Genomic DNA, 26,698 nt, shown 5'->3' on the forward strand with positions numbered 1-26,698 from the left:
AATTTTTTTATTGCTATGATAAATGATTTGTATATTCTAAATTCTTAACAATCGATCTTGCATGCTTAATTTGCTCTTCTGTCAATGTTTCGTGATAGTTTTGAATACTATCTACTAACTGTTTTGGTGAACTTGCGCCTGTAATGATTGATCCTAGTGCATTGAATGATTTCAAATAGTTGAGTGTAACGGCTGATAAATTGTCATATTCACTGTTGAGTTTAGAAATCGTATCTGTTAAATCGCTATAGTTGTAATCTAGTAACCCATCTTTGAATTTCTTTTCAAGGACTTCTGTAGATTTGCTTGTTAATAAGCCTTTAGATACTGGTCCTCTTGCTAATACTTTCACACCGTGTTGATCGATTTGTTCTAATAAATCTTCTGGTCTATTATCTAAAAGACTAAACTGCATCATAATTGTTTCGATATTACTATTTTTTAAATAATAATCGATAACATTTGGTCGAATAGATGAAATACCATATGCCTTAATTAATCCTTCTTCTTTTAATCTTTCGAAAGCTTCAATTGTTTCATCTTTGTTATCTTCTATTGTACCGCCGTGTAACATATATAAATCTAATTGTTCTAAGTCCAATCTTTGTAATGATTCTTTCACACTACGCATAATATGTTCTTTTGAAGGGTCCCAATAATGTTCTTTTGTTTCTTTGTTAAAATGGTTTCCAACTTTTGAGCCAATAACAATATCGTTTTGATTTTGATATTTCTTTAAAAGTTTACCTACTATTTTTTCGTTTTCACCGTAATCATATAAATCTGCTGTATCAAAATATGTGATGCCTTGTTGAACTGCTTCATCAATGATTGTTTCAGCGTGATTCACATCTGTTCCTAAACTCATACATCCTAAACCAACTTCAGAAATTTCTATACCACTTTTTAATGTATTTTTTTGCATATTGAAGCTCCTTTCGCTACACTTTATATATTAAGTTTAGCAGATTAATTATTTAAATGAAAAGAGGGGCACTTGAATGAAACTAACAGAAGAAACGATATCGAAAGAAGTTATATATAGTGGAAGCATTATTGACCTTGAAAAACATAAAGTCCAATTACCGAATGGCAATACAAGTGAACGAGAAATTGTTTTACATAATGGTGCAGTATCAGTACTTGCAATTACACCTGAAAACGAAGTAATAGTAGTCGAACAATTTAGAAAAGCGATGGAAAAGACATTAATCGAAATTCCAGCTGGAAAGTTAGAAGTTGGAGAAGAACGAGAAAGTGCTGCAAAACGAGAATTAGAAGAAGAAACAGGATATATTGCTGATAAATTAGAGCTTATCGGTGAAGTATATGGTTGTCCGGGATTTTGTAATGAAAAAGTGAGTATATACATAGCTAAAGATTTGAAAGAAGGTAAAGTTAATTTAGATGAAGACGAATTTTTACATTTAAGTAAAATTCCAATCGACAATATTAAGTCGTTGTTATTATCTCAAGAGATAGAAGATGCTAAAACATTGATCGCTTTTCAATACTTGTTATTAAATTATAATCATTCTAAATAATGCGATATTTTTTCTTGCTTTTTTCACGGATTATTGGTACTTTAGTATACGAATACAATTCTAATTGATAATGATTTTATTTAAGAAAGAAGGTGTCAAGTTGGAAGAACGTATACAACGTGTGAAAGAGCAGTTACACAAAGCTTCCTACAAATTAACGCCGCAAAGAGAAGCGACAGTTAGAGTACTACTTGAGAATGAAGCCGATCATTTAAGTGCAGAGGATGTTTACTTAAAAGTTAAAGATAAGGCACCTGAGATTGGATTAGCAACTGTTTATCGCACACTTGAGCTTTTAGCTGAACTAAAAGTAGTCGATAAAATTAACTTTGGTGACGGGGTTGCACGATTTGATTTAAGAAAAGAAGGCGCAAAGCATTTCCATCATCATATGGTTTGTATGGAATGTGGCGCAGTTGATGAAATTGAAGAAGATTTATTAGAAGATGTTGAGCGTCGTGTTGAGAAAGAATTTAACTTTAAAATTTTAGACCATCGATTAACTTTCCATGGTGTTTGTCATAGATGTCGTGAAGAATAAATCTATATATTGACGTTACTAAATGAAGTTACATACTGATTTTAGTGATGTCTTTTTTTATGGTAAAATAATGACAACAATGAGGTGAGTCAATGGATCAAGTCATAAATGAATTTATAGATTTTATCAGGCTAGAAAAAGGATTAAGTCAAAATACTATTCAATCTTATAATCGCGATTTAACACAGTATAATCAATATATAAAGAAAAAGAAAATTAGTCATATAGATAATATTGACCGTATTGTGATTCAGAAATATTTTGCTCATTTGAAAGAAGAAGGAAAATCTTCAAAAACGATTGCTAGATTAGCAGCGACCATTAGAAGTTTTCATCAGTTTGCAATAAGAGAGAAATATGCAGTTAAAGATCCAACAATTTTAATTGAAACGCCAAAATACGAGCAAAAGCTTCCAGATGTTCTAAGTGAAGAAGAAGTTAATCAATTATTAACCTTTACACATATTACAAATGAGAGAGATGAACGTGATAAAGCGATGCTTGAGTTGCTATACGGAACTGGCGTCAGGGTTACAGAACTCATTCAATTAAAAGTTGAAGATGTTAATTTAACGATGGGATTTATAAGAGTGTTCGGTAAAGGGAACAAAGAACGAATTGTTCCTTTAGGAGAACATTTAATGGGAATATTGAGGTATTATGTTCAAGAAGTGAGACCGAATTTATTAAAGAAACAAGTCACAGATGTTTTGTTTTTAAATGCTAGAGGTGGCGCTTTATCTCGCCAAGGATTTTGGAAAATATTAAAGAAAATCGGACTGGAAAAAGGCATCACTAAAACGTTAACACCTCATACATTAAGACATTCATTTGCGACACACTTGCTAGAAAATGGTGCAGACTTAAGAGCTGTTCAAGAAATGTTAGGACATTCAGACATTTCAACAACTCAACTCTACACACATATTTCTAAAAAACAAATACGAGATATGTATTTGAATTACCATCCACGGGCAAGAAAGGAGCATAAACATGAAGAAGAATAACCACAATGATGAGTCACAGAATAACGAATCAAAAAAATATAGAACATTAGCTGTTCTATTAACGTTTGTTATCGTATGGGGGCTTGTTTATTGGCTGTTTATAGTTTAGAGTGACGTTGGTTAAATGCTGACATTCGGCTTTCTATAACTTCTGTTCTGTCTCTATGTAAATGATGATGCTTAATATAGTCCGAAACATCCATATTATAATTGAATTCAAAGTCATCATATGCACTTTCTAAAGCTTGGTAGCATGCATTTGTTAATGGGAGCTGTATATTGCGATATGCTTCACCTTGCGCTATACGCATCATTTCAGAATTGATAATGGATATATAAGGTGTTCTTTCAATACCTAAATGATCAAAGTCATCATTGTATTCTGCAATTTGTAATGATTTTTTATAAGTTTTAAGAGCGCCTTTAACATTACCGCGTCTATAGTGATAGCATGCAGTAGAAAATAATATTAAACTTACGATCGCATCATTCTTACTAAAACGTGTTTGATCTTTCCAATGTTCTTCTAATATATCGTGACATTCAAAGTAATGTCTTAAGACATGGAAGTGATAATGAAATGACATAACTTGTGTTTCCATTTTTAATCCCTCTCAGCATAGAATCTTTATACGTAATCATGGTATAATAATTTTTAGGTTTATGCACGTAAAAGGAATAGAAATGAGGAAGTTTTAAATGTATGAAGTAAAACTTGATGCCTTTGAAGGACCTTTGGATTTGTTACTTCATTTAATACAGAAATACGAAATTGATATTTATGATATTCCAATGAAGGAACTGACTGAACAATATTTAAGTTATATACATCAAATGAAGATATTAGAAATAAATGTGGCAAGTGAATATTTAGTTATGGCTTCAGAGTTATTAATGATAAAAAGTAAATTATTGCTACCTACACAACCTTCAGATATCGATGAATTTGAAGATGATCCAAGGGACGATTTAGTTAAACAGTTAATAGAATATCAAAATTATAAAGAATATGCAGAATTATTAAATCTTAAAAAGAACGATAGAGAACAAATATTTATTAAAAAACCTGCAGATTTATCTAAATTTGAAGAAATGCATGATAAACGTGCACCTTTAGATTTGGATATGACTGATTTAATTATTGCTTATCAACGTACTAAAAGGAGACAAAGGTTCAATCAACCACAGCATGTAACCGTAAATGAGGATAGTTATACGATTGAGATGGCGACTACAACCATTCATAAACAACTTTCTCAACGTAAAAGCTATAACTTTTTTGAAACTTTGCCACCAAATTTAACGACAAATGTATTAGTAACAATGTTTTTGGCAATATTAGAAATGATGAGATTAAGACAAATTGATGTTTTTCAGCAATATCAGTTTGGGGAAATAACTATAAATCGAGGCGTGAACTATGTCAGTGAGTAAATTAGGATTATTAGAAGGTTTATTATATTCATTAGGTGATGAAGGTATTGAAAGAAATCAATTGTGTGAATTACTAGAAATTACGCCATCACAGTTGAAAGATATGGCTGCTGAATATGAAAGAGAAACATTGCAAATTATATTTTATGGTAACAAATGTATTCTAACGGCTAAACCCATTATGCATGAATATCTAGAAAAATTGATGATTGAGAATATGAATACAAAATTATCACAAGCAGCTTTAGAAACTTTATCAATTATTGCATATAATCAGCCTGTAACAAGAAGTGATATTGAAGTGATACGAGGTGTGAATTCAGATGCATCTGTTAAAACTTTAATCGCTAAAGGTGTTGTAGAATCTAAGCACAATGATCAATCTAGAAGTCAATTACTCTATACAACAGATTATTTTTTAAATGTATTTGGGCTTACTTCTTTAGACGATTTACCTAAATCAACAAACGAAGAAAATGAACAAGAAGAAATGGATTTGTTTTTTAGTAGCATGAACGAAAAACAAAATAATGAGGAGCAATAAATATGAGCGAAGAATTAGATAGATTACAAAAGGTAATCGCGAAAAGTGGATATACTTCACGTAGAAAAGCAGAAAAATTGATTGAAGAAGGACTCGTTTATGTCAATTCTAAACAAGTTACAGAACTAGGTACTAAAGTAAGAGATTCAGATTATATTGTAGTTGAAGGTATTCCTTTAGAAATGCCTAATAAACTTTATATTTTGTTCCATAAACCAACAAAAGTCATTACAAGTGTATCTGATGATAAAGGAAGAACAGTTGTTACTGATTTCTTCAAAGATATTAAGGCGAGAATCTTCCCTGTAGGTCGTTTAGACTATGATACTTCAGGTTTACTCATTTTAACAAATGATGGAGAATTCACTAATTTAATGACACATCCACGTTATAAAATTCAAAAAAAATACGTTGCTAAATTAAAAGGATATTTATTAAGAGAAGAAGTTAAGCAGCTTGAAAAAGGGATACAACTTGAAGATGGTGTAACACAACCTGCGATTGTTAAGGTGAAGAGTCAAGATAAAGAACGAAATGTAACGCATGTAGAATTAACAATTACAGAAGGTAGAAATAGACAAGTTAGAAGAATGTTTAGTCATTTTGGACATGAAGTTGTCAAACTATCAAGAGTAGAATACGGTCCTTTAAATTTAAAAGGCTTAAATGCAGGACAAGGTAGAACGTTATCACCACATGAAATAAAAGTATTAAGACATTTAGCACAAGACGGTAAATAAACTGTAAACGTTCACAATAATGCCACTAATCTGCTTTTTAGTCATGATATACTAAACAAAACACCATAACATTGTATATGTATGGTTTTTTTATTGTGTTAGGGAGGATAATAAATGAAGAAAAAACAGAAGTCTATACTCCAAATTATTATTACGGCAGTTATTCTTCTCGCAATTATATTTACGGTATGGTCTAGCCTTACTAAAGATCATGATAAAATTGCTCAAGTAGGAGATGACGCGCCACTATTTGAACTTGAAACGATTGATGGTAAAAAAGTAAATTTAAAAGATTTACGTGGTAAAGGCGTATTAATCAACTTTTGGGGAACTTGGTGTGAGCCTTGTAAACGTGAAATGCCTGAACTAGAAAGACAATATCAAAATTACAAAGACAAAGGCGTAGAGGTCGTTGCTATACATGTTAGAAATAATCCGCAACAAATCAAACAATATTTAAGTTCATTAAAAGAAACACCTACATTTAATGTAGCGATGGATAATGATAATTTGGTAACGGATGCTTATGGTGTAAACCCATTACCTACAACTATAACTGTAGATAAAGATGGTAAAGTGAAATCTAAGCATACTGGTGAACTTTCTAAGAAACAAATCATTAAAGAAATGGAAATGGTCAAAGTGAAATAGAGGGGGATTAAAGGTGAGCAACAAGCAAATAGTATGTGAGTGCGGGCATAAGAACCCAGAAGGAACTCAACTCTGCTTAAACTGTGGTCGCTTAATAAATGACGACTATGATAAGAAAAAGACAACCGACGTAATGCGTTATGATGGACAAGCAATACGTTCAAAGACTAAAAATAGAACGATTTTAGATCGTGTTTGGAATTTCTTTGCTTCAGTTAAGACGGGCGTTACATTACTTGTATTAACTGTTATAGCTGCATCAATAGGTACGATATTCCCTCAAGAATATTTTATCCCTATGAATGTTAATCCAGAACAATATTATTATGAACATTATGGTTCATTAGGTTTACTTTATTATAAATTAGGTTTTCATAATTTATATAGCTCTTGGTGGTTTTTAATTTTACTAGGTTTAGTGGCGTTCTCAATCATTACTTCTAGTATAGACAGAGGGATACCATTACATAAATCTTTGAAAAATCAAAGGACGAAAAAGCACAACTCATTTTATAAACGTCAAAGATTAAATATGACAACTCAAGATCAAGTCGACTTAGAGGGTATTGGTAAATCATTTAAGAATAAAAGATATAAAGTAAAACAAGATGGAAATCATTTACTCCTTGAAAAGGGTCGCTTGTCTAGATATGGTCCGTACATAAATCATACAGGTCTTATCATTTTACTATTTGGAGCAATGCTTAGATTTTTACCAGGTTTTTATTTAGATGAAATGCTTTATGTTAAAGAAGGTGAGACGAAACCTGTCCCTGGTACTGATAGAGCATATTATATAAAAAATAATGACTTTATATATGAAGAATATAATCAGAAATCTCAATCTAATTCCAATCCGGAATCAATTGATCCTAGTTTAAATAAAATTGCTAAAAATTATGAAACTAAAGCAACACTATATGAGAATGACAAACAAGATGTTATTGGTTCAAATGAGAACTTAAAAGCAGTTGCTTCAGATTCTATTAAAGTTAATCACCCCTTAACATATGATCATTTGCAATTTTATCAAAGTAGTTTTGATAATTCTTCATTAAAAGAAATGACTTTTAATTTAAAAACGAAAGATGGAAAAGCATTAGGTCAATCATTTACGGTTAATTTAGAAAGTCCAAAAAAAGAATATAAGCTTACGGACGACCTAACTGTTAAATTAAGAAGTTACGCGCCGGATTATGAAAAAATAGAAAATGGTGTATTAGCTACTAAATCACCAAATCCAAATAATCCTGCTTTTGTGTTTGAAGTGACTAAAAAAGGTGAAAAACCTGAATTTAGTTTCTTAAGAATTAAAGAGTCACAAGATATATCTAAAGGTAATCAATATGATGTTAAGTTTGCGAATGCTACCAATCAATGGGCAACAGTATTAGCTGTTAAAAAAGATTTAACGCTACCGATTTTATTTACTGGATTTGTTATATTCTTAATAGGCTTAGCAGTAGGTTCATACATTAATCATAGACGTATTTGGATTAATACAGATAAAGGTGAATTTAATATTGCAGGTCATACAAATAAGAATTACTATGGATTTAGTAAAGAGATTAATCAAGTACTAGATAAACATCAAATTACCCATATTAAAGATACAAAGGAAGACATACACGAAAGCAAGGAGGCAAATAATGGATAAAGATTTCATTTTAAATATAAGTAATATCAGTTTATATTCTGCATTTATATTATATTTAGTAGCAGTTGTACCATTTTCATTTTCAGTACGTTCTTCTAAAAATAGAAGCGCGAAAATTGGTGTAGCATTAACAGCTATTGGTTTTGTATTACAAATCATATACTTTATTACAAGATGGATTGCTGCAGGACATGCGCCAGTAAGTAATATGTATGAATTTTTAACAATGTTTGGAATCATGATGGTAGGTGGTTTTCTTGTCATTTATTCAATATACAAAACACCTATTCTTGCACTGTTTGTTTTACCAATCGCTATGCTGCTTATAGCGTATGCAAGTATGTTTTCTAGAGATGTTTCACCATTAATTCCTGCATTACAATCTAGCTGGTTAGCGATACATGTTATTACAGTAACGATTTCTTACGGTATTTTATCAATAAGCTGTGTTGCTGGTTTGATTTATTTATTTGCAGCAGTCAGCCCGAAAGAAAAGTCTATACATAGTTTCTTTGTTGAAGTGATTATGTATTTCGTTATTATCATAATCGGTTTTATTTTAACTACGGTGGTTATGAAAGATATTGCAGGATACGACGACACATACTTCTTTATAGATAAGAACGATAATAATTCCGTACAACATTATCATTTACCTGCATTTGTAACACAGCAAGATAGTCTGCTCGTGGATCATGTATCAGGAAGTGATTATGAACCAATCGAAAGAACGGATATATTAAGTTGGAGTAAAATTGAATTACCTGCAGTTATAAATGCTCAAAAATTAAATACAGTGATTTGGTCGATTGTTATTGGCTCGGTCTTATATGGTATACTGAGATTGATTTTAAAAGGAAAAACATTGTTCAGTCTTATAAAACCATTGACGAAAAGAGTCAATCTATCCTTAATGGATGAAATCGGATATCGAGCAGTAATTATTGGATTCCCTCTATTTGCACTTGGTGGTATTTTATTCGCTAGTATCTGGGCTCAAATGGCTTGGAGTAGATATTGGGGATGGGATCCTAAAGAAGTATGGGCGCTCATCACATTCTTGTATTATGCGATATTCCTGCATTTAAGATTAGGTAAAGGCTGGGAAGGTCGAAAATCAGCATGGTTAGCTGTTGGCGGCCTTGCAATAATACTATTTAATGTTATTGCAGTTAATTTAATAGTAGCTGGTTTACATTCTTATGCTTAAAAAATGCTAGAAGGGAGTTCAGCAAGTATGACAGACCGTATTTTAGTTGTAGATGATGAAGATAGAATTCGCAAGTTAGTAACAATGTACCTTGAAAGAGAAGGTTATGAAACAGATGAGGCTGAGAATGGACAAATCGCCTTAGATAAAGCTTTAAACGAAGATTATGACTGTATATTGTTAGACTTAATGTTACCCGAAATAGATGGTATTGAAGTATGTAAAAGAATTAGAGAAACAAAGTCAACACCTATTATTATGCTGACTGCTAAAGGCGAAGAAAATAATAGGGTAGAAGGATTTGAAATTGGAGCAGATGATTACATAGTAAAACCGTTCTCTCCAAGAGAAGTTGTCTTGCGTGTAAAAGCATTATTAAGACGCACGACAAATCATTCAATGGTTAATCAAACTAATACAGCGAAAGATTTAATTGTATTTGAAAATCTTGTCATTGATAATGATGCACATCGTGTATTAGCTGATCATAAAGAAGTGAATTTAACGCCTAAAGAGTATGAATTATTATTGTATTTAGCAAAATCACCAGATAAAGTATTTGATAGGGAACAACTCTTAAAAGAAGTATGGCATTATGAGTTCTACGGAGATTTAAGAACAGTTGATACCCATGTAAAAAGATTGCGTGAAAAGTTAAATCGCGTTTCAGAAGAGGCTGCGCAAATGATTCATACAGTGTGGGGCGTAGGTTATAAATTTGAGGTTCCTGAATAATGAATCGATTAAATAGTGTTGTTGTAAAACTGTGGTTATCTATTATATTAATAGTAACGACAGTTTTACTTTTATTAAGCGCCTTTCTCATAACTTTTTTGCAATCATACAATACTTCCAATACAGGTGAGAACTTATACAATAATGCCAGTAAAATTGAACGGCTACTTCTTAATTCACATGAGAAAGAACATGTGATTGATTATGCTAAAGAACTAATTGAAGATCCAGCAGGACTCATTATCATTAAAAACAATCAGGATTTAACGAAACAATCTGACGATCCACTAAAAGATGTCATGATTGATGAAATTAGAACAAATCATGCTTTTGACAAAGTTTTTAACAAGGATAAACATGTATTAAAAGAAATCAATTTGTCATTCAATGGTGAAAAGCACACCTATATTTTATTAGGTTATCCATCGCAAGCTTTTCAAACAGATGAAGCGGGTATATTTTTATTCCAAGATATCAATACCATTAAAGAAGCTCAAAATGTCGTGACGCTCAGTATTTTAGTTTCTGCAATTATATTATTAGTTGTCAGTACAGTATTTGCATTTTTCCTTTCAAATAGAATTACTAAACCGCTCATTCAACTTAAACACGCTGCTTTTAAAGTTGCGAAAGGTCATTATACAGAGAAAGTTCCTATTTATACGCGTGACGAAATTGGAGAACTAGGTTTGGCATTTAATAAAATGAGTAAAGATATAAGAACGAATATTGATGACGTTAAATCAAAAAATAACATTCAAGAAAAACTTATAAATTCTATGATTGATGGTGTGCTCGGTATAAATGATAAAAATGAAATCATTATATCTAATTCCAAAGCCGATGCATTCTTAAAAGAAGTTAAAGAATATCAACATGTAGATATTTCAATTCAAAGAAATGAAACATTTAAAGAGAAAAACACTCAATTCTTTGAGTATGAAGTAGGTCATAAATATTATGTTGTAATATCAACATACATTGACAGCATACAAAATGATGGTTCATCTGGAATTGTTGTTATCATTCGAGATATGACTGAAGAACACCATATGGATCAAATGAAAAAAGACTTTATAGCAAGTGTTTCACATGAGTTAAGAACACCTATTTCCATGTTGCAAGGTTATACAGAAGCTATCGTTGATGGTGTAGTGACAGACAAAAAAGATGTAGATGATTTTCTATTTATCATTTTAGATGAGTCTAAAAGGTTGAGCAGGCTCATTAACGAACTATTAGAAGTTGCCAAAATGGATGCTGAAGGTATTAAAGTTCATCTAGATGAATTTGAAATATCGACGCTCATCAATAAAATAGATACTAAATTTTTGCCACAAGCACGAGAAAATGGCTTGAATTTAAACGTAAAACATATTGGCGAAGCTATTAATTGGTACGGTGATAGTGATAGAATCGAGCAAATATTAACGAATTTAATTGATAATGCTGTAAGATATACGCATCAGAAAGATTCAATTGACGTTATATTCGATGACACACAAGAAGAAGATTTTGTAATCACTGTTCAAGATACAGGAGTCGGTATTGCGAAAGAACATTTAGAACAGATTTTTGATCGATTTTATAAAGTGGATGCATCACGTACAAGAGGTAAACACGGTACCGGACTTGGATTGTTTATCGTACAAAAGATTGTCGATGCTCATGATGGTACGATAAATGTGACAAGTGAACAAGAAAAAGGCACGAAATTTATAATTACTTTACCTAAATAAATAAATTATGAGTCGTTTTAATGAAAGTTTTTTAGTATTGTGCTAATATATGAATCATAAAAATAAAATTTAATAAAAATTCATCTTCGGGGTTTGGTGTAATTCCATACCGGCGGTTATAGCCCGCGACCCAATACATATGTTTATATGTGCATTGGCTGACTTAGTGAAAATCTAAGGCCGACAGTTAAAGTCTGGATGGGAGAAGATGGAGGAAAAGATCTAGTTTATGCTAGGTTTATTTGCTATTGCTTTCCTCCTATTCTTACGAGATGAATAGGAGGAGTTTATATGTCTAACGATAACAAAACAAAACGCTTACTCACTGTAAGTATGCTTATTGCAATCAGCTTTATTTTAATGTTTTTAAAATTTCCATTGCCATTTTTACCACCATATTTAACGATGGATTTCAGCGATGTGCCAGTACTTGTGGCGACATTTGCATTTGGCCCAGTATCAGGAATATTAGTTGCATTATTTAAAAATGTATTAAACTTTTTAATCGTATCACATGAACCAATCGGAAATACGGCTAACTTTTTAGCTTCAGTTTGTTTAATTATACCAACATACTATTTTTACCGTATTAAAAAATCTAAACTGTTCATGGGTTATGGTTTAATAACAGGTGTCATATTGATGACTGTATTTATGAGTTTAATGAACTATTTTGTATTATTACCTTTATACGGTCAAATCATGAACTTAGCAGATCTTGCGCATAATTTAAAAATGATTGTATCTGCAGGTATCATTCCATTCAATTTAATAAAAGGTATTGTGATTTCAGTCATATACTTAATCATCTTTGATAAACTCAAAACAATTATAAAATAAATTAAAACATATCACGCTACTGAATTTTCTCAGTAATAGCGTGATATGTTTCTTTATTTTGAGCATGATATTTTCTGAGTCTTCGTGCGTTTTATCCATGAATTTATCAAGTCAGGCTCCACATGATAAATAGAGCCGTTGATATTATCAAGTCAGACCCACATGATAAATAGAGCCGTTGATATTATCAAGTCAGAGCTCACATGATAAATAGCAAACAATCTTTATAATTCTCTCCAAGATTTTAAAACATACCAAGCTATTTCATAAAAAATAACAACTCATTTCTAGCTGAATACATCAGTGAAATGAGTTGTTATTTTTTTATGAGCAAAGGAATGATTCCCAAGCTTTATTAATCTATATTATTCGAATTTAAGTGCGTCTCCGTCAAACGATTCATCTGCTATTTTAATTGAATCTGTTGGACAACCTTCGAAAGCATCTTCCATATCTTCGAGTAATTCTTCTGGGACAGCTTCGATTCCCTTATTGTCGTCTAATATTACGTAGGCGATTCCCTCATCGTCATAATCATATATATCGGGGGCAGCTGCTCCACATGCACCACACGCGATACATGTATCCATATCTACTATTGTGTATTTAGCCAAAATTTTCGCCTCCTTTAAAAAACATGCTACACTTATTATACATACTTATTTTAGTGATAACACATATATTTTTCAACATTTTTATAATAAATGAGGTGACTGATTTGCAAGACATAATTATGAAAACCCTTTCTATGAAACACGAAAATAAAACGTATAAAAGTATTTATAATATTTTAACTGGGAAGAAAACGCACCAAACATATTTTGATGCTACGATTGAGCATTTAAAATTATATTATGGTTGTTTACCTAACCTAAAATATGCGGATTTTGAAAAGGTTGTTGAACAACAAATAAATAAAGATTTAAAGCCGATTGTAGGTGACTATTTTTACCATCAAGCCACACAAACAGTAGGCACTTTATTACTGTTAATTCAAATGGTTAGCCAGAGAAAACATGAACATTTCTCTTATCAACCCATTATTAATGATAAAACGATACAATTCAAGGCAAAAGAATTATACATATCTATTAAAGATGATAGTGAAAATCAATTTATAACAGAAGTTCATCACTTATTTGAAGATATGAATCAATTTTTTAATGAAATCTATGTTCATTACTTATTAGCAGGTTATCGAGAAACCCCATATACCACAGAACAAATAGCACTGTTAGAAGATATATCTATTATTAAATTAAAAGCGCATTTAGTGGAGGAATATCAATTTATACAAGTAACGCTGCAAAATGAAGACAAATACCCAATTTTATCTCAAATTAAATTTATGCCTAAGTTACATCAACAAACATTAACGACTTATCAATTATTAAATCAAACTTACGATATTGAAACATTAGCACGCTTAAAAAATGTTAAGTCGCATACAATTCATGATCATGTCATAGAAATGTATATTAAAGGTTATTTAACAGATAAAAACAAGTACATTGATGATGATAAATTTTTGGGATTTGTAAAAGTTTTTGAAGACAAGCCAAATCAAAATTTGAAATATTATTATGAATCATTAGGTGAATTCACTTATTTTGAAATTAAATTAATGTATGTGATCTATGCAATGGAGGGATTGAATGTTACACAGTAAACTCAAACAATATTTTGGATATGAAACATTTAGAAATGGGCAAGAAGAAACTGTTCAAAATATACTAGATGGTCATGATGTATTAAGCATTCTTTCAACTGGTGCAGGTAAAAGTTTGTGTTATCAATTACCAGCTTATATTACGGGAGGTAGGGTTCTCATCATATCACCTTTAATTTCATTAATGGATGATCAAGTTGTACAAATGAAATTAAATGGAGAAAAAAATGCGGTAGCCATACATTCAGCATTATCGATTGATGAAAAGCGAGACATATTTAAATCTTTATCTCAGTATCAATTTATATTTTGTAGTCCAGAGTTTATTTATGAAGAGCATAATTTCAAACATTTCAAATCAATAGATTTTAAATATATCGTATTAGATGAAGCGCACTGTTTAAGTGAATGGGGATTTGATTTTAGACCACACTATGCACTCATTTCAAAAGTGACGCAATATTTTAATCATGCTCAAGTAATTGCGTTAACGGCAACATTAACGGATAAAATGGTGGAAGATATACAAGAAATTACGAAAAGAACATTCAAAATACATAAAGAAGGATTAAATCGTTCAAATATTATGTATCATCATTTTAACTTTGAGAGCGAAGAAGAAAAAGACAAATTTTTATTAAATGAAATAAAAGAATCAGGTCCTACTATCATTTACGTATCTTCAAAGAAAAAATGTCACGAATTAGCTGATATTATATATAAAGAAGGTTATTTAACGGGTATTTATCATGGTGATTTAGACTATCAAGAAAGAACAACAGTTCAAACACAGTTTATTAACAATGATATCAAAATAATCGTAGCGACAAGTGCTTTCGGCATGGGTATAAACAAACAAGATGTTAGAACAGTTATCCATTACCATTTGCCAACATCTCCTTCTAAATATGTCCAAGAAGTTGGTAGAGCGGGGAGAGATGGTGAGCCGTCACAAGCATTAAGTTTATTTACGTCGCGTGATTTATTAATTCTTAATCACTTGGCACATGATCATGGAATCGATTTAGATATGCTTAATTTATACGAACAAGGGTATCAGTTAAATGAGGAAGTTACGACGAATATTAAATTCCTTCTTGAGCTATATCCTTTCGAACAATTAAAAGATAAAATTCAAGCAGAACAAGATCAAAAATTAGCTGCATTTCATTATATGAAAAACTATATTCAAAGTAACTATTGTAGAAGAAGTTATTTAATGCAATATTTCAATGAATCTGTTAATCAAAAAGATAAATGCTGTGATAACTGTAACAATGTAAAGTTATTAAAATTACCGAACATTAAAGAAGTTAAACGAAGAATATCTTATCAAAATAGATTAAATGCAATATTTTAATAGGATTGCTTTACTTGATAAGTTGAACAGGGATATAATGAAGTATAATTCAATATATTTAAAATCAAAAAGATAATGATGAGGTGAGTTTATTGTCTAAAGATAATTTTAAAGACGAGTTTGAAAAGAGTCGTCAACCGATAGAACGACCTGAAGACAAGGTAAAGAAAGAAGAAGTAAACACCGAAGAGACGAACAATAATAGTCAATCTAATCGGAAAGAAGTAGAAGATTCAAAACAAGATAATAAGCAACAGCGTAAAAACGAACAAACGTATCCACCAAGAGGTGCATTAAGAAGACAACGTAGAAAAGAAGAGGCTAATAAACAGAAGAATAACGAAGATGTGAAGCAAGAACAAGAAATTAAAGAAGAACCAGCGACACCTAAACAAGATTCAACTAATAAAGCTGGTGCTGCTGGAATAGGCGCAGCAGGAGCCGCTGCAGGTGTTGGTGCTTCTAAACATAATGATAATAATAAAAAGCGTCCAAAAAAATCTTTAACTGACAAACCTGAACAAAAGGTTGAACAACAGAAGTCAGAAAATGATAATAAAGGCAAAAAAGCTGCAGTAGCAGGCGGAGCCGGTGCAGTTGGCGCAGGAGCTGCAGCTTCAGCAGCCAATAATGGTCAAAAAGATCAAAATAACCAAAATAAGCAAGAAAACAATCAGAATGATAATAAAGATAAATCGAACAAGAAAAAAGGCGCAGCAGTAGCAGGCGGAGCCGCTGCAGTTGGCGCAGGAGCTGCAGCTTCAGCAGCCCATAAAGGTCATAAAGACCAAAAAAATCAAAATAAGCAAGAAAACAATCAGAATGATAATAAAGATAAATCGAACAAGAAAAAAGGCGCAGCAGTAGCAGGCGGAGCCGCTGCAGTTGGCGCAGGAGCTGCAGCTTCAGCAGCCCATAAAGGTCATAAAGACCAAAAAAATCAAAATAAGCAAGAAAACAATCAGAATGATAATAAAGATAAATCGAACAAGAAAAAAGGCGCTGCCGCTGCTGGCGTAGGTGCTGCAGGTGCAGCCGGTGCCGGTGCTGCAGGAGCTTCCGGTGGAGGCACACCGCCTAATGGTGGTAATAGTGGACAGAGTGGTAATAATGGAGACGATGGTAATTCTAGCAAGTTTAAAAAAGCTTTAATACCGATAATAGCTGCCATTCTTATCTTAGGGGCTCTGGCAATATTCCTTGGCATGTACTTAAATGGTACCAATAAAGACAATGGTAAAGAAATTGCCGAAAAAACTGAACAAACTAACAGTGATACTAAGAAAAAAGCGGATGAACAAGCAGAGAAAGAAAGAGCTAAAAAAGATGAAGAGAAGAAATCAGAAGATAGCGATAAGCAATCAAATGATTCAGATAAAAATAACAACTCAAACGCTTCTAGTGAATCATCTGAAAATTCATCTGAAAACTCATCTGAAAATAGCACGAATGAAAATGGATCAGATGAACAAAATAATCAAACTGATCAAAATCAAAACAGCGACAATAGTGTAAATCAATATAACGAAAATGCTGAAAATGAAGATGTTCAAAATGCCGCACAAGATGCAGCAAATAATCAAACTGAACAAAATGCACAAAGTAATCAAAACCAAAATCAATCACAACAAGCACACACTGTAACAGGTAAAGAAAACTTATATCGTATCGCTATTCAATATTACGGTAGTGGTTCACCTGAAAACGTAGATAAAATCAGACAAGCAAATGGTATTTCTGGCAATGAATTATCTCAAGGTCAGAATTTAGTAATACCATAGACATAAACTAAAGGGGATGGATTTATGTATTTAACGAATATAATGATATCGAAAGAAAAGTGTTATATTGCTCATCCGAAAGATACGATTCACTCAGCGTTGGATAAGTTAGAACATCACGGGATTGATGGTTTACCAATCGTTGCTGATGGAAAGTATATTGGTATGATTACAAGATATAGTATTTTTAGACATTATTTCTTTAAAAAAGAAAATGTAACGAGAGATGAATTTATTGATGATACATTGATTGAAGAAATCTTAACTTTAGACTTACACTCTTTAAATGAAAATAAACTTGTTGAAGAGTCACTTCTAAACTTGCAAGATTTCCCAATTCTTGCCGTCGTCAATGACGATAAAGATTTTCTAGGTATCGTTACAAGATACGATGTAATGGAGCAATTTAAATCAGCTTTTGGTATGAAACAAAAAGGTGTTAGAATCGCTATTACATCAGTGGAAGCTGAAGGTAGAATTAAACGACTATCAAGCATTATAGCAAAACACAAATTAAATACGATTTCATTTGTAACATTTGATGAGACGGACAAAATGTATCGAAGAATGATTATTAAAGTAGAAAAATCGAATAATATTGATAAGTTTATCAAGTACTTATCTAAAAATGGATTTAAAGTTCTTGATGTTACTGAAGAAGTATAATTTTATAACATGATGTTCAATTAACTATTAAACTGCCAACAAAGACAAAATCTTTGTTGGCAGTTTTTTTATGCTCATAACAACTGATATATATGATGTCATGCTAGTGTGTTTATCTGAAATTATGTATCAATTCATTTTACTAATCTCTCTTTATTGATATAATGATTGAGGATATTATAAGGAGTGAAGGTACATGCAAGAATATGAAAGTTTAATAATCGGTGGAGGTCCTTGTGGTTTAAGTGCTGCAATTGAACAAAAGAGAAGAGGCATCAATGCAGTAGTCATTGAAAAAGGTAATGTAGTAGATGCAATTTATAATTACCCAACTCACCAAACCTTCTTTTCTTCAAGTGATAAACTCGGTATCGGTGATGTGCCGTTTATCGTTGAAGACTTAAAGCCTAAAAGGAACCAAGCACTCGTTTATTATAGAGAAGTTGTTAAACATCATCAGATTGATGTAAGAACATTTGAAGAAGTGTTAGCAGTTAAAAAAGTAGATAATAGATTTTTAGTTTCAACTACTAAACAAACTTACAAAGTAAGATTTTTAACGATTGCTACTGGGTATTATGGACAACCTAATGAATTAGAAGTAGAAGGTCAAGAGTTAAGTAAAGTCATGCATTATTTTAAAGAAGCGCATCCTTATTTCAATCAAGACGTTGTGATTGTTGGCGGGAAGAATTCAGCAGTAGATGCTGCAATTGAGTTAGAGAAAGCTGGAGCAAATGTAACAGTTCTTTATCGTGGATCAGAGTATTCTAAGAGTATCAAACCATGGATATTACCTAACTTTGAATCACTTGCGAATCACGAAAAAATTACGATGCATTTTAATAGTGAAGTAGAACGTATAGACGAAGATACCTTAACTTTTTCTAAAGAAGGAAAATCTCACACAATTAAAAATGATTTCGTTTTTGCTATGATCGGCTATCACCCTGATTATAAGTTTTTAGAATCATGTGGTGTTGAAACGATTACGAACGAATTTGGAACAGCACCTTCGTATAATAAAGATACGATGGAATCCAATGTTGAAAACTTATATATTGCAGGTGTTATTGCTGCAGGTAACGATGCCAACACTATTTTCATTGAAAATGGTAAGTTTCATGGCGGCACGATTGCACAAGATATAGACAGAAAGAAACAAACACCTTTAGAATCATAAAAAGATCCCTGTTATTTGCTCAGAAGCAATAACAGGGAATTTTTTATGCGAAATATTGTACTAAATCGTCTTTTGTTAATTGATTACTTAATCCTACAAGAAGTTTTAATCGAGCTTTTTGGCCATTTAAACCATTTGATAAAATAATGCCCATTTGTTGTAACTGGTAGCCGCCACCTTCATATGCGTATATACCACCAACAATACCGTTTAATGATCGTGAAACCATTACGACTGGTATATCAGCCTCTATTAAATGTTTGATGCCTTCTAACGCTGTTGGAGGCATATTTCCTTGACCGAGTGCTTCAATTATTAAACCATCGTATTTGTAGTCAACGAAAAAGTTTAATAAATCACTAGATAAATCCATATGTGCTTTTACAATACCGATTTTGATATTTGGATTGATTTCAGGATATTTCTTATAAGGAAATGGCTTATGATGGAATGAAACGTGTGTTTTTGTGACGCTTCCTATCGGTCCATAATTAGGGCTTTGAAAAGTGCTTGTATTCGAAGTATGCGTCTTCGTAACATTTTTAGCGGTATGAATTTCATCATTAAATACAACCATGACGCCTTTATTTTGAGCATCATCAGTTGAAGCAACTTTTAATGCCGAAACATAGTTATATAAACCGTCAGAACCAATTTCGTTGGAAGATCTCATCGCACCTGTTAAAATTATAGGTAACTCAGTATCTATTGTTAAATCTAACAAATAAGCTGTTTCTTCTAATGTATCCGTACCATGCGTGATAACAAATGCATCATATTCATTATTTTTGATTGATTCGCATATGATATTTTTCAATTTAATAATATATTGATTGTTCATATGTGGAGAAGGTACTTGGAATGGATTGATTTCTGTAATGTCACCTAGAGATTGTATAAACTGTTGATGTCTATGCATTGGATGCTCTGAGTTGGTTTCTACTTTACCTGTATCTTTATCTTCTGACATACTAATTGTTCCACCAGTATGTATAACTAAAATTCTCTTCATTTCTTTCCTCCTATTCATATGTTTATAATTTATGATAAAATATATAGGATTAAAGAACAAGAGAGGTTAATAAAATGAAGAAAATAAATATTGCAATAGATGGTCCAGCAGCAGCTGGTAAAAGTACAATCGCTAAATTAGTAGCGCAACAATTTAACATGATTTATGTGGATACAGGTGCTATGTATAGAGCGATAACACTTTATTACATTGAACAAGAATCTGAAGATTTTGACCGTCTTGTTAAAGAAATTGATTTGAAAATTGTATTAGATAATGGTCAACGCGTCATTTTAAATGGTAAAGATGTTTCAGAAAGAATAAGAGAAAATGACGTGACAGAAAAAGTTTCATATGTTGCCTCTAAAGAATCGGTTCGCACATTTTTAGTAGAACAGCAACAAAAGTTAGCGGATGAAAAAAATGTTGTAATGGATGGCAGAGATATTGGCACAACTGTGTTACCAGATGCAGAACTCAAAATATACATGATTGCATCTGTAGAAGAACGTGCAGTAAGACGTTTGAAAGATAATGAGTTAAGAGGCATTGAATCTGATTTAGAATTTTTAAAGGTTGATATTGAACGTCGAGATCAATACGATATGAATCGAGACATTTCACCTTTAGTTAAAGCTGAAGATGCAATAAGTATTGATACAACTGGTTTAACAATTGAAGAAGTGACAAATCAGATTACAGAACTAGCAAAAGACAAAATGGTCTAAATAGTTCGAATTCCTTGACAATTTAGCTTCATTATAAGAAGTTAATATTATGATATTTATTTAAAGGAGGCAATTTTGATGACGGAAGAATTCAACGAATCCATGATAAATGAAGTGCAAGAAGGTGACAAAGTAAAGGGTAGTGTACAGGCGATAGAAGATAAACATGTAGTAGTACACATAGTGGGTGGTAAATTTGATGGCATCATTCCAATAAGCCAACTGTCAACTCAACACATCGAAACAGCCAACGAAGTCGTCAATATTGGTGATGAAATCGAAGCGTTCGTAACTAAAATTGAACAAAATGAAGAAAGCGGTCATTATATATTATCTAAACGTAAATTAGATGAGAATTTATCATACGAAAAATTACAAACTATTCTTGATGAAGATGAAACAATTGAAGCTGAAGTAACTGAAGTCGTTAAAGGTGGCTTAGTTGTTGATGCTGGCATTAGAGGTTTCATACCTGCTTCATTAATTTCTGTTAATTATATCGAAGATTACTCTGATTATTTAGGTAAAGTATTAACACTTAAAATAGAAGAGTTAGATCAAACGAATAATAGAGTGATTTTAAGCCGTAAAAAGGTAGAACAAGAAGCTTTAAGTTCACAAAAAGAAGATTTACTTAACAATATATCTCAAGGGGATGTATTAGAAGGTAAAGTTGCTAGAATTGCTAACTTCGGTGCATTTATCGATCTAGGTGGTGTAGATGGCTTAGTACACGTATCTGAGTTGTCACACAATCATGTTAAATCACCTGAAGAAGTTGTTACTGTTGGAGAGACAGTAAAAGTTAAAGTACGCGCAGTAGATAGAGAAGCAGAAAGAATTTCTTTATCTATTAAAGATACTTTAGCAAGTCCGTTCGAACAAATTGATACGAATTTCACAGTTGGCGATATCGTACCAGGTAAAGTTGTTCGTTTAGCACAATTTGGAGCATTTGTAGAAATCGCGCCAGGATTACAAGGTTTGGTACACATTTCACAAATCAGCCATGAGCATATTGGCAATCCAGAAGAAGTGCTAGAAAAAGGACAAGATGTTCAAGTCAAAATATTAGCTATTGATAAAGATGAAGAAAGAATTTCATTATCAATTAAAGATACTATTGAACAAGAAACAGATTATGATGAATCTTATTTAAATCAAAGAGATACTGATGAAGATAATCCTACATTAGGCGATATTTTTGGAGATAAACTAAAAGATTTTAAATTATAATGATATAAAAAGCCATTCTAAATAAACTTTGAATGGCTTTTTTTAATTCCATAGGCTAAACTGACATGATATGTTAAAATAAAAAGGATTATGAATGAGAGGAAGTAGGTTTATGACGAAACCCATTATAGCAATTGTAGGTAAACCAAATGTAGGAAAATCTACAATTTTCAATAGAATTATAGGCGAGAGAGTATCAATTGTCGAAGATACACCTGGTATTACAAGAGACAGAATATATTCAAGTGGTGAATGGTTAACACATGACTTTAACTTAATTGATACTGGTGGAATTGACTTAGGTGATGAACCTTTCCAACAACAAATTAGGGCACAAGCAGAAGTAGCTATTGATGAAGCAGACGTTATTATCTTTATGGTAAATGGCCGTGAAGGTGTGACACAAGCAGATGAAATGGTAGCTAAAATACTATATAAATCAAATAAACCTGTCGTATTAGCAGTTAATAAAATTGATAATCCTGAGATGAGAAGTGAAATTTATGACTTTTATTCATTAGGTTTCGGCGAACCATTTCCAATTTCAGGTTCACACGGATTAGGCTTAGGAGATTTACTAGACGAAGCTGCTAGACACTTTCCTGAAGATACAGAACCTGAATATGATGATGAAACGATTAGATTATCACTTATTGGACGACCAAATGTAGGGAAATCTAGTTTGATAAATGCCATTTTAGGTGAAGAACGTGTTATCGTATCTCCAATTGCAGGTACAACTAGAGACGCAATCGATACTTTATATACTTATGACGAACAAGAGTATGTGTTAATAGATACAGCAGGTATGAGAAAAAAAGGTAAAGTATATGAAAATACCGAAAAATATTCAGTATTAAGAGCACTTAAAGCAATTGAAAGATCTAATGTAGTACTTGTTGTAATCGATGCTGATGACGGTATTATTGAACAAGATAAGAAAGTTGCAGGATATGCGCACGAAGCGGGTAAAGCAATTGTAATAGTAGTCAATAAATGGGACACAGTAGAAAAAGATTCAAAAACAATGAAAAAATTCGAAGAAAAAGTTAGAGATAACTTCCAATTCTTAGATTATGCACCAATTGCTTTTGTATCTGCTTTAGAAAAATCACGTTTGAAAACGTTATTCCCACTTATTACAATGGCAGATGAAAACCATCGTAAACGTGTACAAAGTTCTACTTTAAATGAAGTCATTACAGATGCTGTTGCGATGAATCCAACACCAACTGATAATGGTAGAAGATTGAATATTTTCTATGCAACACAAGTTGCTATTCAACCTCCAACATTTGTAATATTCGTGAATGATGCTGAATTAATGCACTTCTCTTATAAACGTTTCATAGAAAACCGTATAAGAGATGCGTTCGGTTATGAAGGAACACCAATTCATTTAATCTCAAGAAAAAGAAACTAATGTAAAAGGATTGATAAATATGACAAATATAACTGTGTTTGGTACCGGAAGTTGGGGAACTGCATTAGCTAGTGTTTTAGCAGACAATCATCATGATGTTTTAATGTGGGGAAAAACTGAAAATACAATCAATGAAATTAATAAAGAACATACTAATTCAAAATATTTAAAAACAATTTCTATAAATGAAAATATTAAAGCAACGACAAATATGAAAGATGCTGTGCATCATGCTTCAATATTTATAATCGCTGTACCAACTAAAGCAATTCGCGAAGTTTCTGAACATATTAACGAAATTGCGTATGGTAAAAAAGTTTTCATACATGTATCAAAAGGTATTGAACCTGGAACATTCAAAAGAATCTCCGAAATGATTGATGAATCCATCAATTCTAAAATAAACGGAGGTATTGCCGTATTATCAGGTCCAAGTCATGCTGAAGAAGTTGCAATCAAGCATCCTACAACAGTTTCAGTATCTTCAGAAAGTGAAGAAGTTGCGAAATTAGCACAAGATTTATTTATGACAGATTATTTCCGTGTTTATACGAATAATGATTTAATTGGAATAGAAATTGGTGGCGCACTAAAAAATATTATCGCACTTGCTGCAGGTATAACTGACGGTATAGGATATGGCGATAATGCTAAAGCTGCACTTATGACAAGAGGCTTAGCAGAAATTACGCGTTTAGGCGTTAAAATGGGTGCAGATCCAATGACTTTCCTCGGACTCGGGGGCATAGGCGACCTAATTGTAACGTGTACTTCAGTTCATTCAAGAAACTGGAAATGCGGTAATATGCTAGGTAAAGGTGCAACATTAGAAGAAGCTTTAGAAGAAATGAACATGGTAGTTGAAGGTGTCAGAACAACTAAAGCTGCCTATAACTTATCTAAAAAATATGATGTAGAAATGCCTATTACATCAGGTCTATATAAAGTATTATTCGAAGATTATCCTGTTTCAGAAGGCGTTAAAGACCTTATGGAACGCGACAAAAAGTCAGAGAATATTTAAGCAAGTGAGGTATTTAAATGTTTGATATATCAAGAATGGATTTAATGTGGGTGTCTTTTTACTCGATAGGCTTTATGATTTTAGCGATTATACTCGTATATTTGTCTAGATTTAAATTTAAAAACAGAATTTTAAGTGGTATTACGATGTTATTAGCGGTTATATCACTTATTCTTGCTGGTATTTTTATGATCGTTGTATTAGGTGGATCTAGCCATGCATAATTATAAAAAAATAACATTTCTTATATTATGTTGTACATTACTCTTATCTGCATGTGCATTTCCTGATAAGGAAAAAGGGGAAAACCAAGTACCTGCTAAAGACCAATTAACGATGGTTCAAACGGCAGTAGATGAATATCAAAAAGCGAGTAATGGTTTATTACCTCTTAAAGAACGAGACGATAGCTATTCAATATATTTAAAGCACCCAGTAGATTTTAATAAATTAAAGCCAAAGTTCTTATCACAACTTCCAGGTAATGCATTTGAAAATGGTGGTATATACCAATATGTCATTATGGATGTCGATAAAGATCCAAAAGTACATTTAATTGATTTAAGAACTTCTGAAGTGTTAAAAGATATTAGAATTAGAATTGATGCGAGCGGTGAGCCGTTACAACTCGGGAAAAAAGTTGCGCCTAACGTATATGAAATTGACTATAAAAAATATGGTTTTAAGAAAAAACCTACAGTTCCAAGTCCTTATAGTAACGAAAGATTACCTGTTTATATGAACGGTGGTAACGATTTCGTAATTGATTATCGATTAGATTTAGCAAAAGCAATTAAAAAAGAAAAGTCGCTTCCTAAACCTGGTACAGACATTCGCTACCTACTTTATAAAGAAACGCCTATACTACCGGCTTATTCACCAGAATTTACAATAAATAGCAAAAATGAGCCCGTTTTTAAATCAAAAGTGAAAAAATATTAATAAAATTATAGAAATTATACATTAATAGCTTGTAAATCGTTGCAGTGACACTGGTTGTTGTGTTAAAGTCTTATCATAATGGTATTTATACATATCATTAGATAACCTTTTGGGAGGTGAAATTGAAATGAACAAAACAGAATTAATCAACTCAGTAAGTGAAAAAGCTAATTTAACTAAAAAAGAAGCCGGTCTTGCTGTAGATGCAGTGTTCGAATCAATTCAAAAATCTTTATCTGACGGTGAAAAAGTACAATTAATTGGTTTCGGTAACTTTGAAGTACGCGAAAGAGCTGCTCGTAAAGGACGTAACCCACAAACTGGTAAAGAAATTGATATCCCTGCAAGCAAAGTTCCAGCTTTTAAAGCAGGTAAAGCATTAAAAGATGCAGTTAAATAATTGATTGTATCAAAGCCCTTATTAAGGGCTTTTTTTATTTGTCTTATTTCTTTAAATGAATTAGATATATGCATTTTCAATTCATTTAACTTAGTGTTAAGATATATAGGTGATAATGTTGAGGTGATAAGATGGATAAAATTGAAAAAATTTATAATAAAGAAATTTCTAATTTGTTAAAGGGCGTCCAGAATAGTAATGTTCCAGTAGTGAATCCCATTATTGCAGAAATATTGAATAATATTAACGTTGATACGCATGCAAAGTTAGCTACGATATCTATTGATGCCTCAATGCGCTTTTTAAATCGTATTGGAGAACCTAACGTCTCCAATCAAGATATTTTAATAGGTGATCTTGTTAGTGCATACTTTTATAAATGTGCTACATTAAATAAAGATTTGAAATTTTTAGATACAATGACTAAAGCGATTAGTAAACAAAATGAATTAAAGCAAACTTTAGCAAGTGATAAAACGAATGCCAATTCTAATATGATTAAAGAAATTGAATCTATTTATATTACAACGCTAATAGATTACTACGATATCAATATGGATAAAGAAAAGTTGAAAGATGAAATTTATGCATATTATTATTAATAAATAATAACTATATTTTAAAATTTAAAG

General features: G+C 31.9%; 30 protein-coding genes and 1 riboswitch. Of the genes, 26 read left to right on the plus strand and 4 right to left on the minus strand.

Annotated elements, in window-relative coordinates:
• Positions 1-13 precede the first annotated feature (13 nt).
• Positions 14-925 carry an aldo/keto reductase gene (locus PYW35_RS06460; protein WP_103322427.1) on the minus strand — a complete coding sequence of 304 codons (912 nt, stop codon included), beginning with the start codon at positions 923-925 and terminating at the stop codon, positions 14-16.
• A gap of 76 nt (positions 926-1,001) precedes the next feature.
• On the opposite strand from PYW35_RS06460, the gene PYW35_RS06465 reads away from it, so the two are divergent.
• The 4 genes from PYW35_RS06465 (at position 1,002) to PYW35_RS06480 (ending at position 3,201) form a co-directional block, all read left to right on the plus strand.
• Entirely contained in the window at positions 1,002-1,544 is a 543-nt protein-coding gene (locus tag PYW35_RS06465; protein WP_103322426.1) for an NUDIX hydrolase, read from the plus strand.
• Positions 1,545-1,644: 100 nt separating this feature from the next.
• Positions 1,645-2,085, plus strand: coding sequence for a ferric iron uptake transcriptional regulator (gene fur, locus PYW35_RS06470; protein WP_016912376.1), 441 nt, complete (start codon positions 1,645-1,647; stop codon positions 2,083-2,085).
• A gap of 92 nt (positions 2,086-2,177) precedes the next feature.
• On the plus strand, positions 2,178-3,092 hold the full coding sequence (gene xerD / locus PYW35_RS06475) for a site-specific tyrosine recombinase XerD (protein WP_103322425.1): 915 nt from the start codon (positions 2,178-2,180) through the stop codon (positions 3,090-3,092).
• The gene (locus tag PYW35_RS06480; RefSeq protein ID WP_016912378.1) at positions 3,079-3,201 is read left to right on the plus strand and encodes a hypothetical protein; all 123 of its coding nucleotides are present in this window, start codon (positions 3,079-3,081) and stop codon (positions 3,199-3,201) included. The genes xerD and PYW35_RS06480 overlap by 14 nt, the downstream gene beginning before the upstream one ends.
• Here PYW35_RS06480 and PYW35_RS06485 read toward each other — a convergent pair.
• Positions 3,191-3,694, minus strand: coding sequence for a DUF309 domain-containing protein (locus PYW35_RS06485; protein WP_103322424.1), 504 nt, complete (start codon positions 3,692-3,694; stop codon positions 3,191-3,193). The two genes, PYW35_RS06480 and PYW35_RS06485, sit on opposite strands and share 11 nt — an antisense overlap.
• Before the next feature lie 97 nt (positions 3,695-3,791).
• Between PYW35_RS06485 and PYW35_RS06490 the strand changes: the two genes are divergently transcribed.
• The 9 genes from PYW35_RS06490 to PYW35_RS06530 all read left to right on the plus strand — a co-directional run bounded on the left by PYW35_RS06490 (position 3,792) and on the right by PYW35_RS06530 (position 12,642).
• Entirely contained in the window at positions 3,792-4,526 is a 735-nt protein-coding gene (locus PYW35_RS06490; RefSeq protein WP_016912380.1) for a segregation and condensation protein A, read from the plus strand.
• Entirely contained in the window at positions 4,513-5,070 is a 558-nt protein-coding gene (gene scpB, locus PYW35_RS06495; RefSeq protein WP_016912381.1) for an SMC-Scp complex subunit ScpB, read from the plus strand. Before PYW35_RS06490 ends, scpB begins: the two co-directional genes overlap by 14 nt.
• 2 nt (positions 5,071-5,072) lie before the next feature.
• Positions 5,073-5,810: a pseudouridine synthase gene (locus tag PYW35_RS06500; protein WP_016912382.1), complete on the plus strand. Its 738-nt coding sequence runs from the start codon at positions 5,073-5,075 to the stop codon at positions 5,808-5,810.
• Between the two features lie 114 nt (positions 5,811-5,924).
• The gene (gene resA, locus PYW35_RS06505) at positions 5,925-6,461 is read left to right on the plus strand and encodes a thiol-disulfide oxidoreductase ResA (protein ID WP_016912383.1); all 537 of its coding nucleotides are present in this window, start codon (positions 5,925-5,927) and stop codon (positions 6,459-6,461) included.
• A 13-nt stretch (positions 6,462-6,474) separates the two neighbouring features.
• Positions 6,475-8,118 carry a cytochrome c biogenesis protein ResB gene (gene resB, locus PYW35_RS06510; protein ID WP_016912384.1) on the plus strand — a complete coding sequence of 548 codons (1,644 nt, stop codon included), beginning with the start codon at positions 6,475-6,477 and terminating at the stop codon, positions 8,116-8,118.
• A complete protein-coding gene (gene ccsB, locus PYW35_RS06515) occupies positions 8,111-9,328 on the plus strand; it encodes a c-type cytochrome biogenesis protein CcsB (protein WP_103322984.1) in 1,218 nt (405 codons plus the stop codon). The genes resB and ccsB overlap by 8 nt, the downstream gene beginning before the upstream one ends.
• A gap of 27 nt (positions 9,329-9,355) precedes the next feature.
• Positions 9,356-10,063: a response regulator transcription factor gene (locus PYW35_RS06520; protein WP_016912386.1), complete on the plus strand. Its 708-nt coding sequence runs from the start codon at positions 9,356-9,358 to the stop codon at positions 10,061-10,063.
• On the plus strand, positions 10,063-11,802 hold the full coding sequence (locus PYW35_RS06525) for an ATP-binding protein (protein WP_103322983.1): 1,740 nt from the start codon (positions 10,063-10,065) through the stop codon (positions 11,800-11,802). The genes PYW35_RS06520 and PYW35_RS06525 overlap by 1 nt, the downstream gene beginning before the upstream one ends.
• A 78-nt stretch (positions 11,803-11,880) precedes the next feature.
• A riboswitch (FMN riboswitch) is annotated at positions 11,881-12,016 on the plus strand.
• Positions 12,017-12,093: 77 nt separating this feature from the next.
• A complete protein-coding gene (locus PYW35_RS06530) occupies positions 12,094-12,642 on the plus strand; it encodes an ECF transporter S component (protein ID WP_016912388.1) in 549 nt (182 codons plus the stop codon).
• 365 nt (positions 12,643-13,007) lie between these two features.
• Here the strand turns inward: PYW35_RS06530 and PYW35_RS06535 are convergent, their stop codons facing one another.
• A complete protein-coding gene (locus tag PYW35_RS06535; protein ID WP_016913182.1) occupies positions 13,008-13,256 on the minus strand; it encodes a ferredoxin in 249 nt (82 codons plus the stop codon).
• 95 nt (positions 13,257-13,351) lie between these two features.
• Between PYW35_RS06535 and PYW35_RS06540 the strand changes: the two genes are divergently transcribed.
• From PYW35_RS06540 to PYW35_RS06560, 5 genes are all read left to right on the plus strand, one after another.
• Positions 13,352-14,311, plus strand: a complete 960-nt coding sequence (locus PYW35_RS06540) for a helix-turn-helix domain-containing protein (protein ID WP_275068757.1) — start codon at positions 13,352-13,354, stop codon at positions 14,309-14,311.
• Complete coding sequence (locus tag PYW35_RS06545; RefSeq protein WP_103322981.1) at positions 14,298-15,671, plus strand: RecQ family ATP-dependent DNA helicase; 1,374 nt, start codon at positions 14,298-14,300, stop codon at positions 15,669-15,671. Before PYW35_RS06540 ends, PYW35_RS06545 begins: the two co-directional genes overlap by 14 nt.
• 92 nt (positions 15,672-15,763) lie before the next feature.
• On the plus strand, positions 15,764-17,452 hold the full coding sequence (locus tag PYW35_RS06550; protein WP_204107813.1) for a LysM peptidoglycan-binding domain-containing protein: 1,689 nt from the start codon (positions 15,764-15,766) through the stop codon (positions 17,450-17,452).
• A 24-nt stretch (positions 17,453-17,476) separates the two neighbouring features.
• Positions 17,477-18,118, plus strand: coding sequence for a CBS domain-containing protein (locus PYW35_RS06555; RefSeq protein ID WP_016912113.1), 642 nt, complete (start codon positions 17,477-17,479; stop codon positions 18,116-18,118).
• A gap of 196 nt (positions 18,119-18,314) precedes the next feature.
• On the plus strand, positions 18,315-19,301 hold the full coding sequence (locus tag PYW35_RS06560) for a YpdA family putative bacillithiol disulfide reductase (protein WP_016912114.1): 987 nt from the start codon (positions 18,315-18,317) through the stop codon (positions 19,299-19,301).
• A gap of 43 nt (positions 19,302-19,344) precedes the next feature.
• Here the strand turns inward: PYW35_RS06560 and PYW35_RS06565 are convergent, their stop codons facing one another.
• Positions 19,345-20,313: an asparaginase gene (locus PYW35_RS06565; protein ID WP_016912115.1), complete on the minus strand. Its 969-nt coding sequence runs from the start codon at positions 20,311-20,313 to the stop codon at positions 19,345-19,347.
• 74 nt (positions 20,314-20,387) lie between these two features.
• Between PYW35_RS06565 and cmk the strand changes: the two genes are divergently transcribed.
• The 8 genes from cmk (at position 20,388) to PYW35_RS06605 (ending at position 26,668) form a co-directional block, all read left to right on the plus strand.
• Positions 20,388-21,041 (plus strand): (d)CMP kinase, encoded by a 654-nt coding sequence (gene cmk, locus PYW35_RS06570; RefSeq protein ID WP_016912116.1) that lies wholly within the window; start codon positions 20,388-20,390, stop codon positions 21,039-21,041.
• Between the two features lie 78 nt (positions 21,042-21,119).
• Positions 21,120-22,277: a 30S ribosomal protein S1 gene (rpsA, locus tag PYW35_RS06575; RefSeq protein WP_103322740.1), complete on the plus strand. Its 1,158-nt coding sequence runs from the start codon at positions 21,120-21,122 to the stop codon at positions 22,275-22,277.
• Positions 22,278-22,389: 112 nt separating this feature from the next.
• Complete coding sequence (der, locus tag PYW35_RS06580; RefSeq protein ID WP_016912118.1) at positions 22,390-23,700, plus strand: ribosome biogenesis GTPase Der; 1,311 nt, start codon at positions 22,390-22,392, stop codon at positions 23,698-23,700.
• Positions 23,701-23,719: 19 nt separating this feature from the next.
• Positions 23,720-24,724 carry an NAD(P)H-dependent glycerol-3-phosphate dehydrogenase gene (locus PYW35_RS06585; protein WP_103322741.1) on the plus strand — a complete coding sequence of 335 codons (1,005 nt, stop codon included), beginning with the start codon at positions 23,720-23,722 and terminating at the stop codon, positions 24,722-24,724.
• Positions 24,725-24,741: 17 nt separating this feature from the next.
• Positions 24,742-24,948: a DUF2768 domain-containing protein gene (locus PYW35_RS06590; protein WP_016912120.1), complete on the plus strand. Its 207-nt coding sequence runs from the start codon at positions 24,742-24,744 to the stop codon at positions 24,946-24,948.
• Entirely contained in the window at positions 24,941-25,666 is a 726-nt protein-coding gene (locus tag PYW35_RS06595; protein WP_016912121.1) for a hypothetical protein, read from the plus strand. The genes PYW35_RS06590 and PYW35_RS06595 overlap by 8 nt, the downstream gene beginning before the upstream one ends.
• A gap of 127 nt (positions 25,667-25,793) precedes the next feature.
• Entirely contained in the window at positions 25,794-26,066 is a 273-nt protein-coding gene (locus PYW35_RS06600; RefSeq protein ID WP_016912122.1) for an HU family DNA-binding protein, read from the plus strand.
• Positions 26,067-26,197: 131 nt separating this feature from the next.
• On the plus strand, positions 26,198-26,668 hold the full coding sequence (locus PYW35_RS06605; RefSeq protein WP_103323353.1) for a hypothetical protein: 471 nt from the start codon (positions 26,198-26,200) through the stop codon (positions 26,666-26,668).
• Positions 26,669-26,698: the final 30 nt, after the last annotated feature.

The organism is Mammaliicoccus vitulinus (genome assembly GCF_029024305.1).
Classification (GTDB): Bacteria; Bacillota; Bacilli; order Staphylococcales; family Staphylococcaceae; genus Mammaliicoccus; species Mammaliicoccus vitulinus.

What these genes read in the sequence shown, in the direction of transcription:
- PYW35_RS06530 (WP_016912388.1), top strand. Translation starts at nt 12,094, where the DNA reads ATGTCTAACGATAACAAAACAAAACGCTTACTCACTGTAAGTATGCTT.
- PYW35_RS06465 (WP_103322426.1), top strand. Translation starts at nt 1,002, where the DNA reads ATGAAACTAACAGAAGAAACGATATCGAAAGAAGTTATATATAGTGGA.
- PYW35_RS06460 (WP_103322427.1), bottom strand. Translation starts at nt 925, where the DNA reads ATGCAAAAAAATACATTAAAAAGTGGTATAGAAATTTCTGAAGTTGGT.
- PYW35_RS06565 (WP_016912115.1), bottom strand. Translation starts at nt 20,313, where the DNA reads ATGAAGAGAATTTTAGTTATACATACTGGTGGAACAATTAGTATGTCA.
- der (WP_016912118.1), top strand. Translation starts at nt 22,390, where the DNA reads ATGACGAAACCCATTATAGCAATTGTAGGTAAACCAAATGTAGGAAAA.
- ccsB (WP_103322984.1), top strand. Translation starts at nt 8,111, where the DNA reads ATGGATAAAGATTTCATTTTAAATATAAGTAATATCAGTTTATATTCT.
- PYW35_RS06560 (WP_016912114.1), top strand. Translation starts at nt 18,315, where the DNA reads ATGCAAGAATATGAAAGTTTAATAATCGGTGGAGGTCCTTGTGGTTTA.
- PYW35_RS06500 (WP_016912382.1), top strand. Translation starts at nt 5,073, where the DNA reads ATGAGCGAAGAATTAGATAGATTACAAAAGGTAATCGCGAAAAGTGGA.
- scpB (WP_016912381.1), top strand. Translation starts at nt 4,513, where the DNA reads ATGTCAGTGAGTAAATTAGGATTATTAGAAGGTTTATTATATTCATTA.
- PYW35_RS06545 (WP_103322981.1), top strand. Translation starts at nt 14,298, where the DNA reads ATGTTACACAGTAAACTCAAACAATATTTTGGATATGAAACATTTAGA.
- xerD (WP_103322425.1), top strand. Translation starts at nt 2,178, where the DNA reads ATGGATCAAGTCATAAATGAATTTATAGATTTTATCAGGCTAGAAAAA.
- resA (WP_016912383.1), top strand. Translation starts at nt 5,925, where the DNA reads ATGAAGAAAAAACAGAAGTCTATACTCCAAATTATTATTACGGCAGTT.
- PYW35_RS06485 (WP_103322424.1), bottom strand. Translation starts at nt 3,694, where the DNA reads ATGGAAACACAAGTTATGTCATTTCATTATCACTTCCATGTCTTAAGA.
- PYW35_RS06590 (WP_016912120.1), top strand. Translation starts at nt 24,742, where the DNA reads ATGTTTGATATATCAAGAATGGATTTAATGTGGGTGTCTTTTTACTCG.
- PYW35_RS06595 (WP_016912121.1), top strand. Translation starts at nt 24,941, where the DNA reads ATGCATAATTATAAAAAAATAACATTTCTTATATTATGTTGTACATTA.
- PYW35_RS06600 (WP_016912122.1), top strand. Translation starts at nt 25,794, where the DNA reads ATGAACAAAACAGAATTAATCAACTCAGTAAGTGAAAAAGCTAATTTA.
- PYW35_RS06520 (WP_016912386.1), top strand. Translation starts at nt 9,356, where the DNA reads ATGACAGACCGTATTTTAGTTGTAGATGATGAAGATAGAATTCGCAAG.
- PYW35_RS06490 (WP_016912380.1), top strand. Translation starts at nt 3,792, where the DNA reads ATGTATGAAGTAAAACTTGATGCCTTTGAAGGACCTTTGGATTTGTTA.
- PYW35_RS06585 (WP_103322741.1), top strand. Translation starts at nt 23,720, where the DNA reads ATGACAAATATAACTGTGTTTGGTACCGGAAGTTGGGGAACTGCATTA.
- PYW35_RS06525 (WP_103322983.1), top strand. Translation starts at nt 10,063, where the DNA reads ATGAATCGATTAAATAGTGTTGTTGTAAAACTGTGGTTATCTATTATA.
- cmk (WP_016912116.1), top strand. Translation starts at nt 20,388, where the DNA reads ATGAAGAAAATAAATATTGCAATAGATGGTCCAGCAGCAGCTGGTAAA.
- PYW35_RS06555 (WP_016912113.1), top strand. Translation starts at nt 17,477, where the DNA reads ATGTATTTAACGAATATAATGATATCGAAAGAAAAGTGTTATATTGCT.
- rpsA (WP_103322740.1), top strand. Translation starts at nt 21,120, where the DNA reads ATGACGGAAGAATTCAACGAATCCATGATAAATGAAGTGCAAGAAGGT.
- PYW35_RS06480 (WP_016912378.1), top strand. Translation starts at nt 3,079, where the DNA reads ATGAAGAAGAATAACCACAATGATGAGTCACAGAATAACGAATCAAAA.
- PYW35_RS06605 (WP_103323353.1), top strand. Translation starts at nt 26,198, where the DNA reads ATGGATAAAATTGAAAAAATTTATAATAAAGAAATTTCTAATTTGTTA.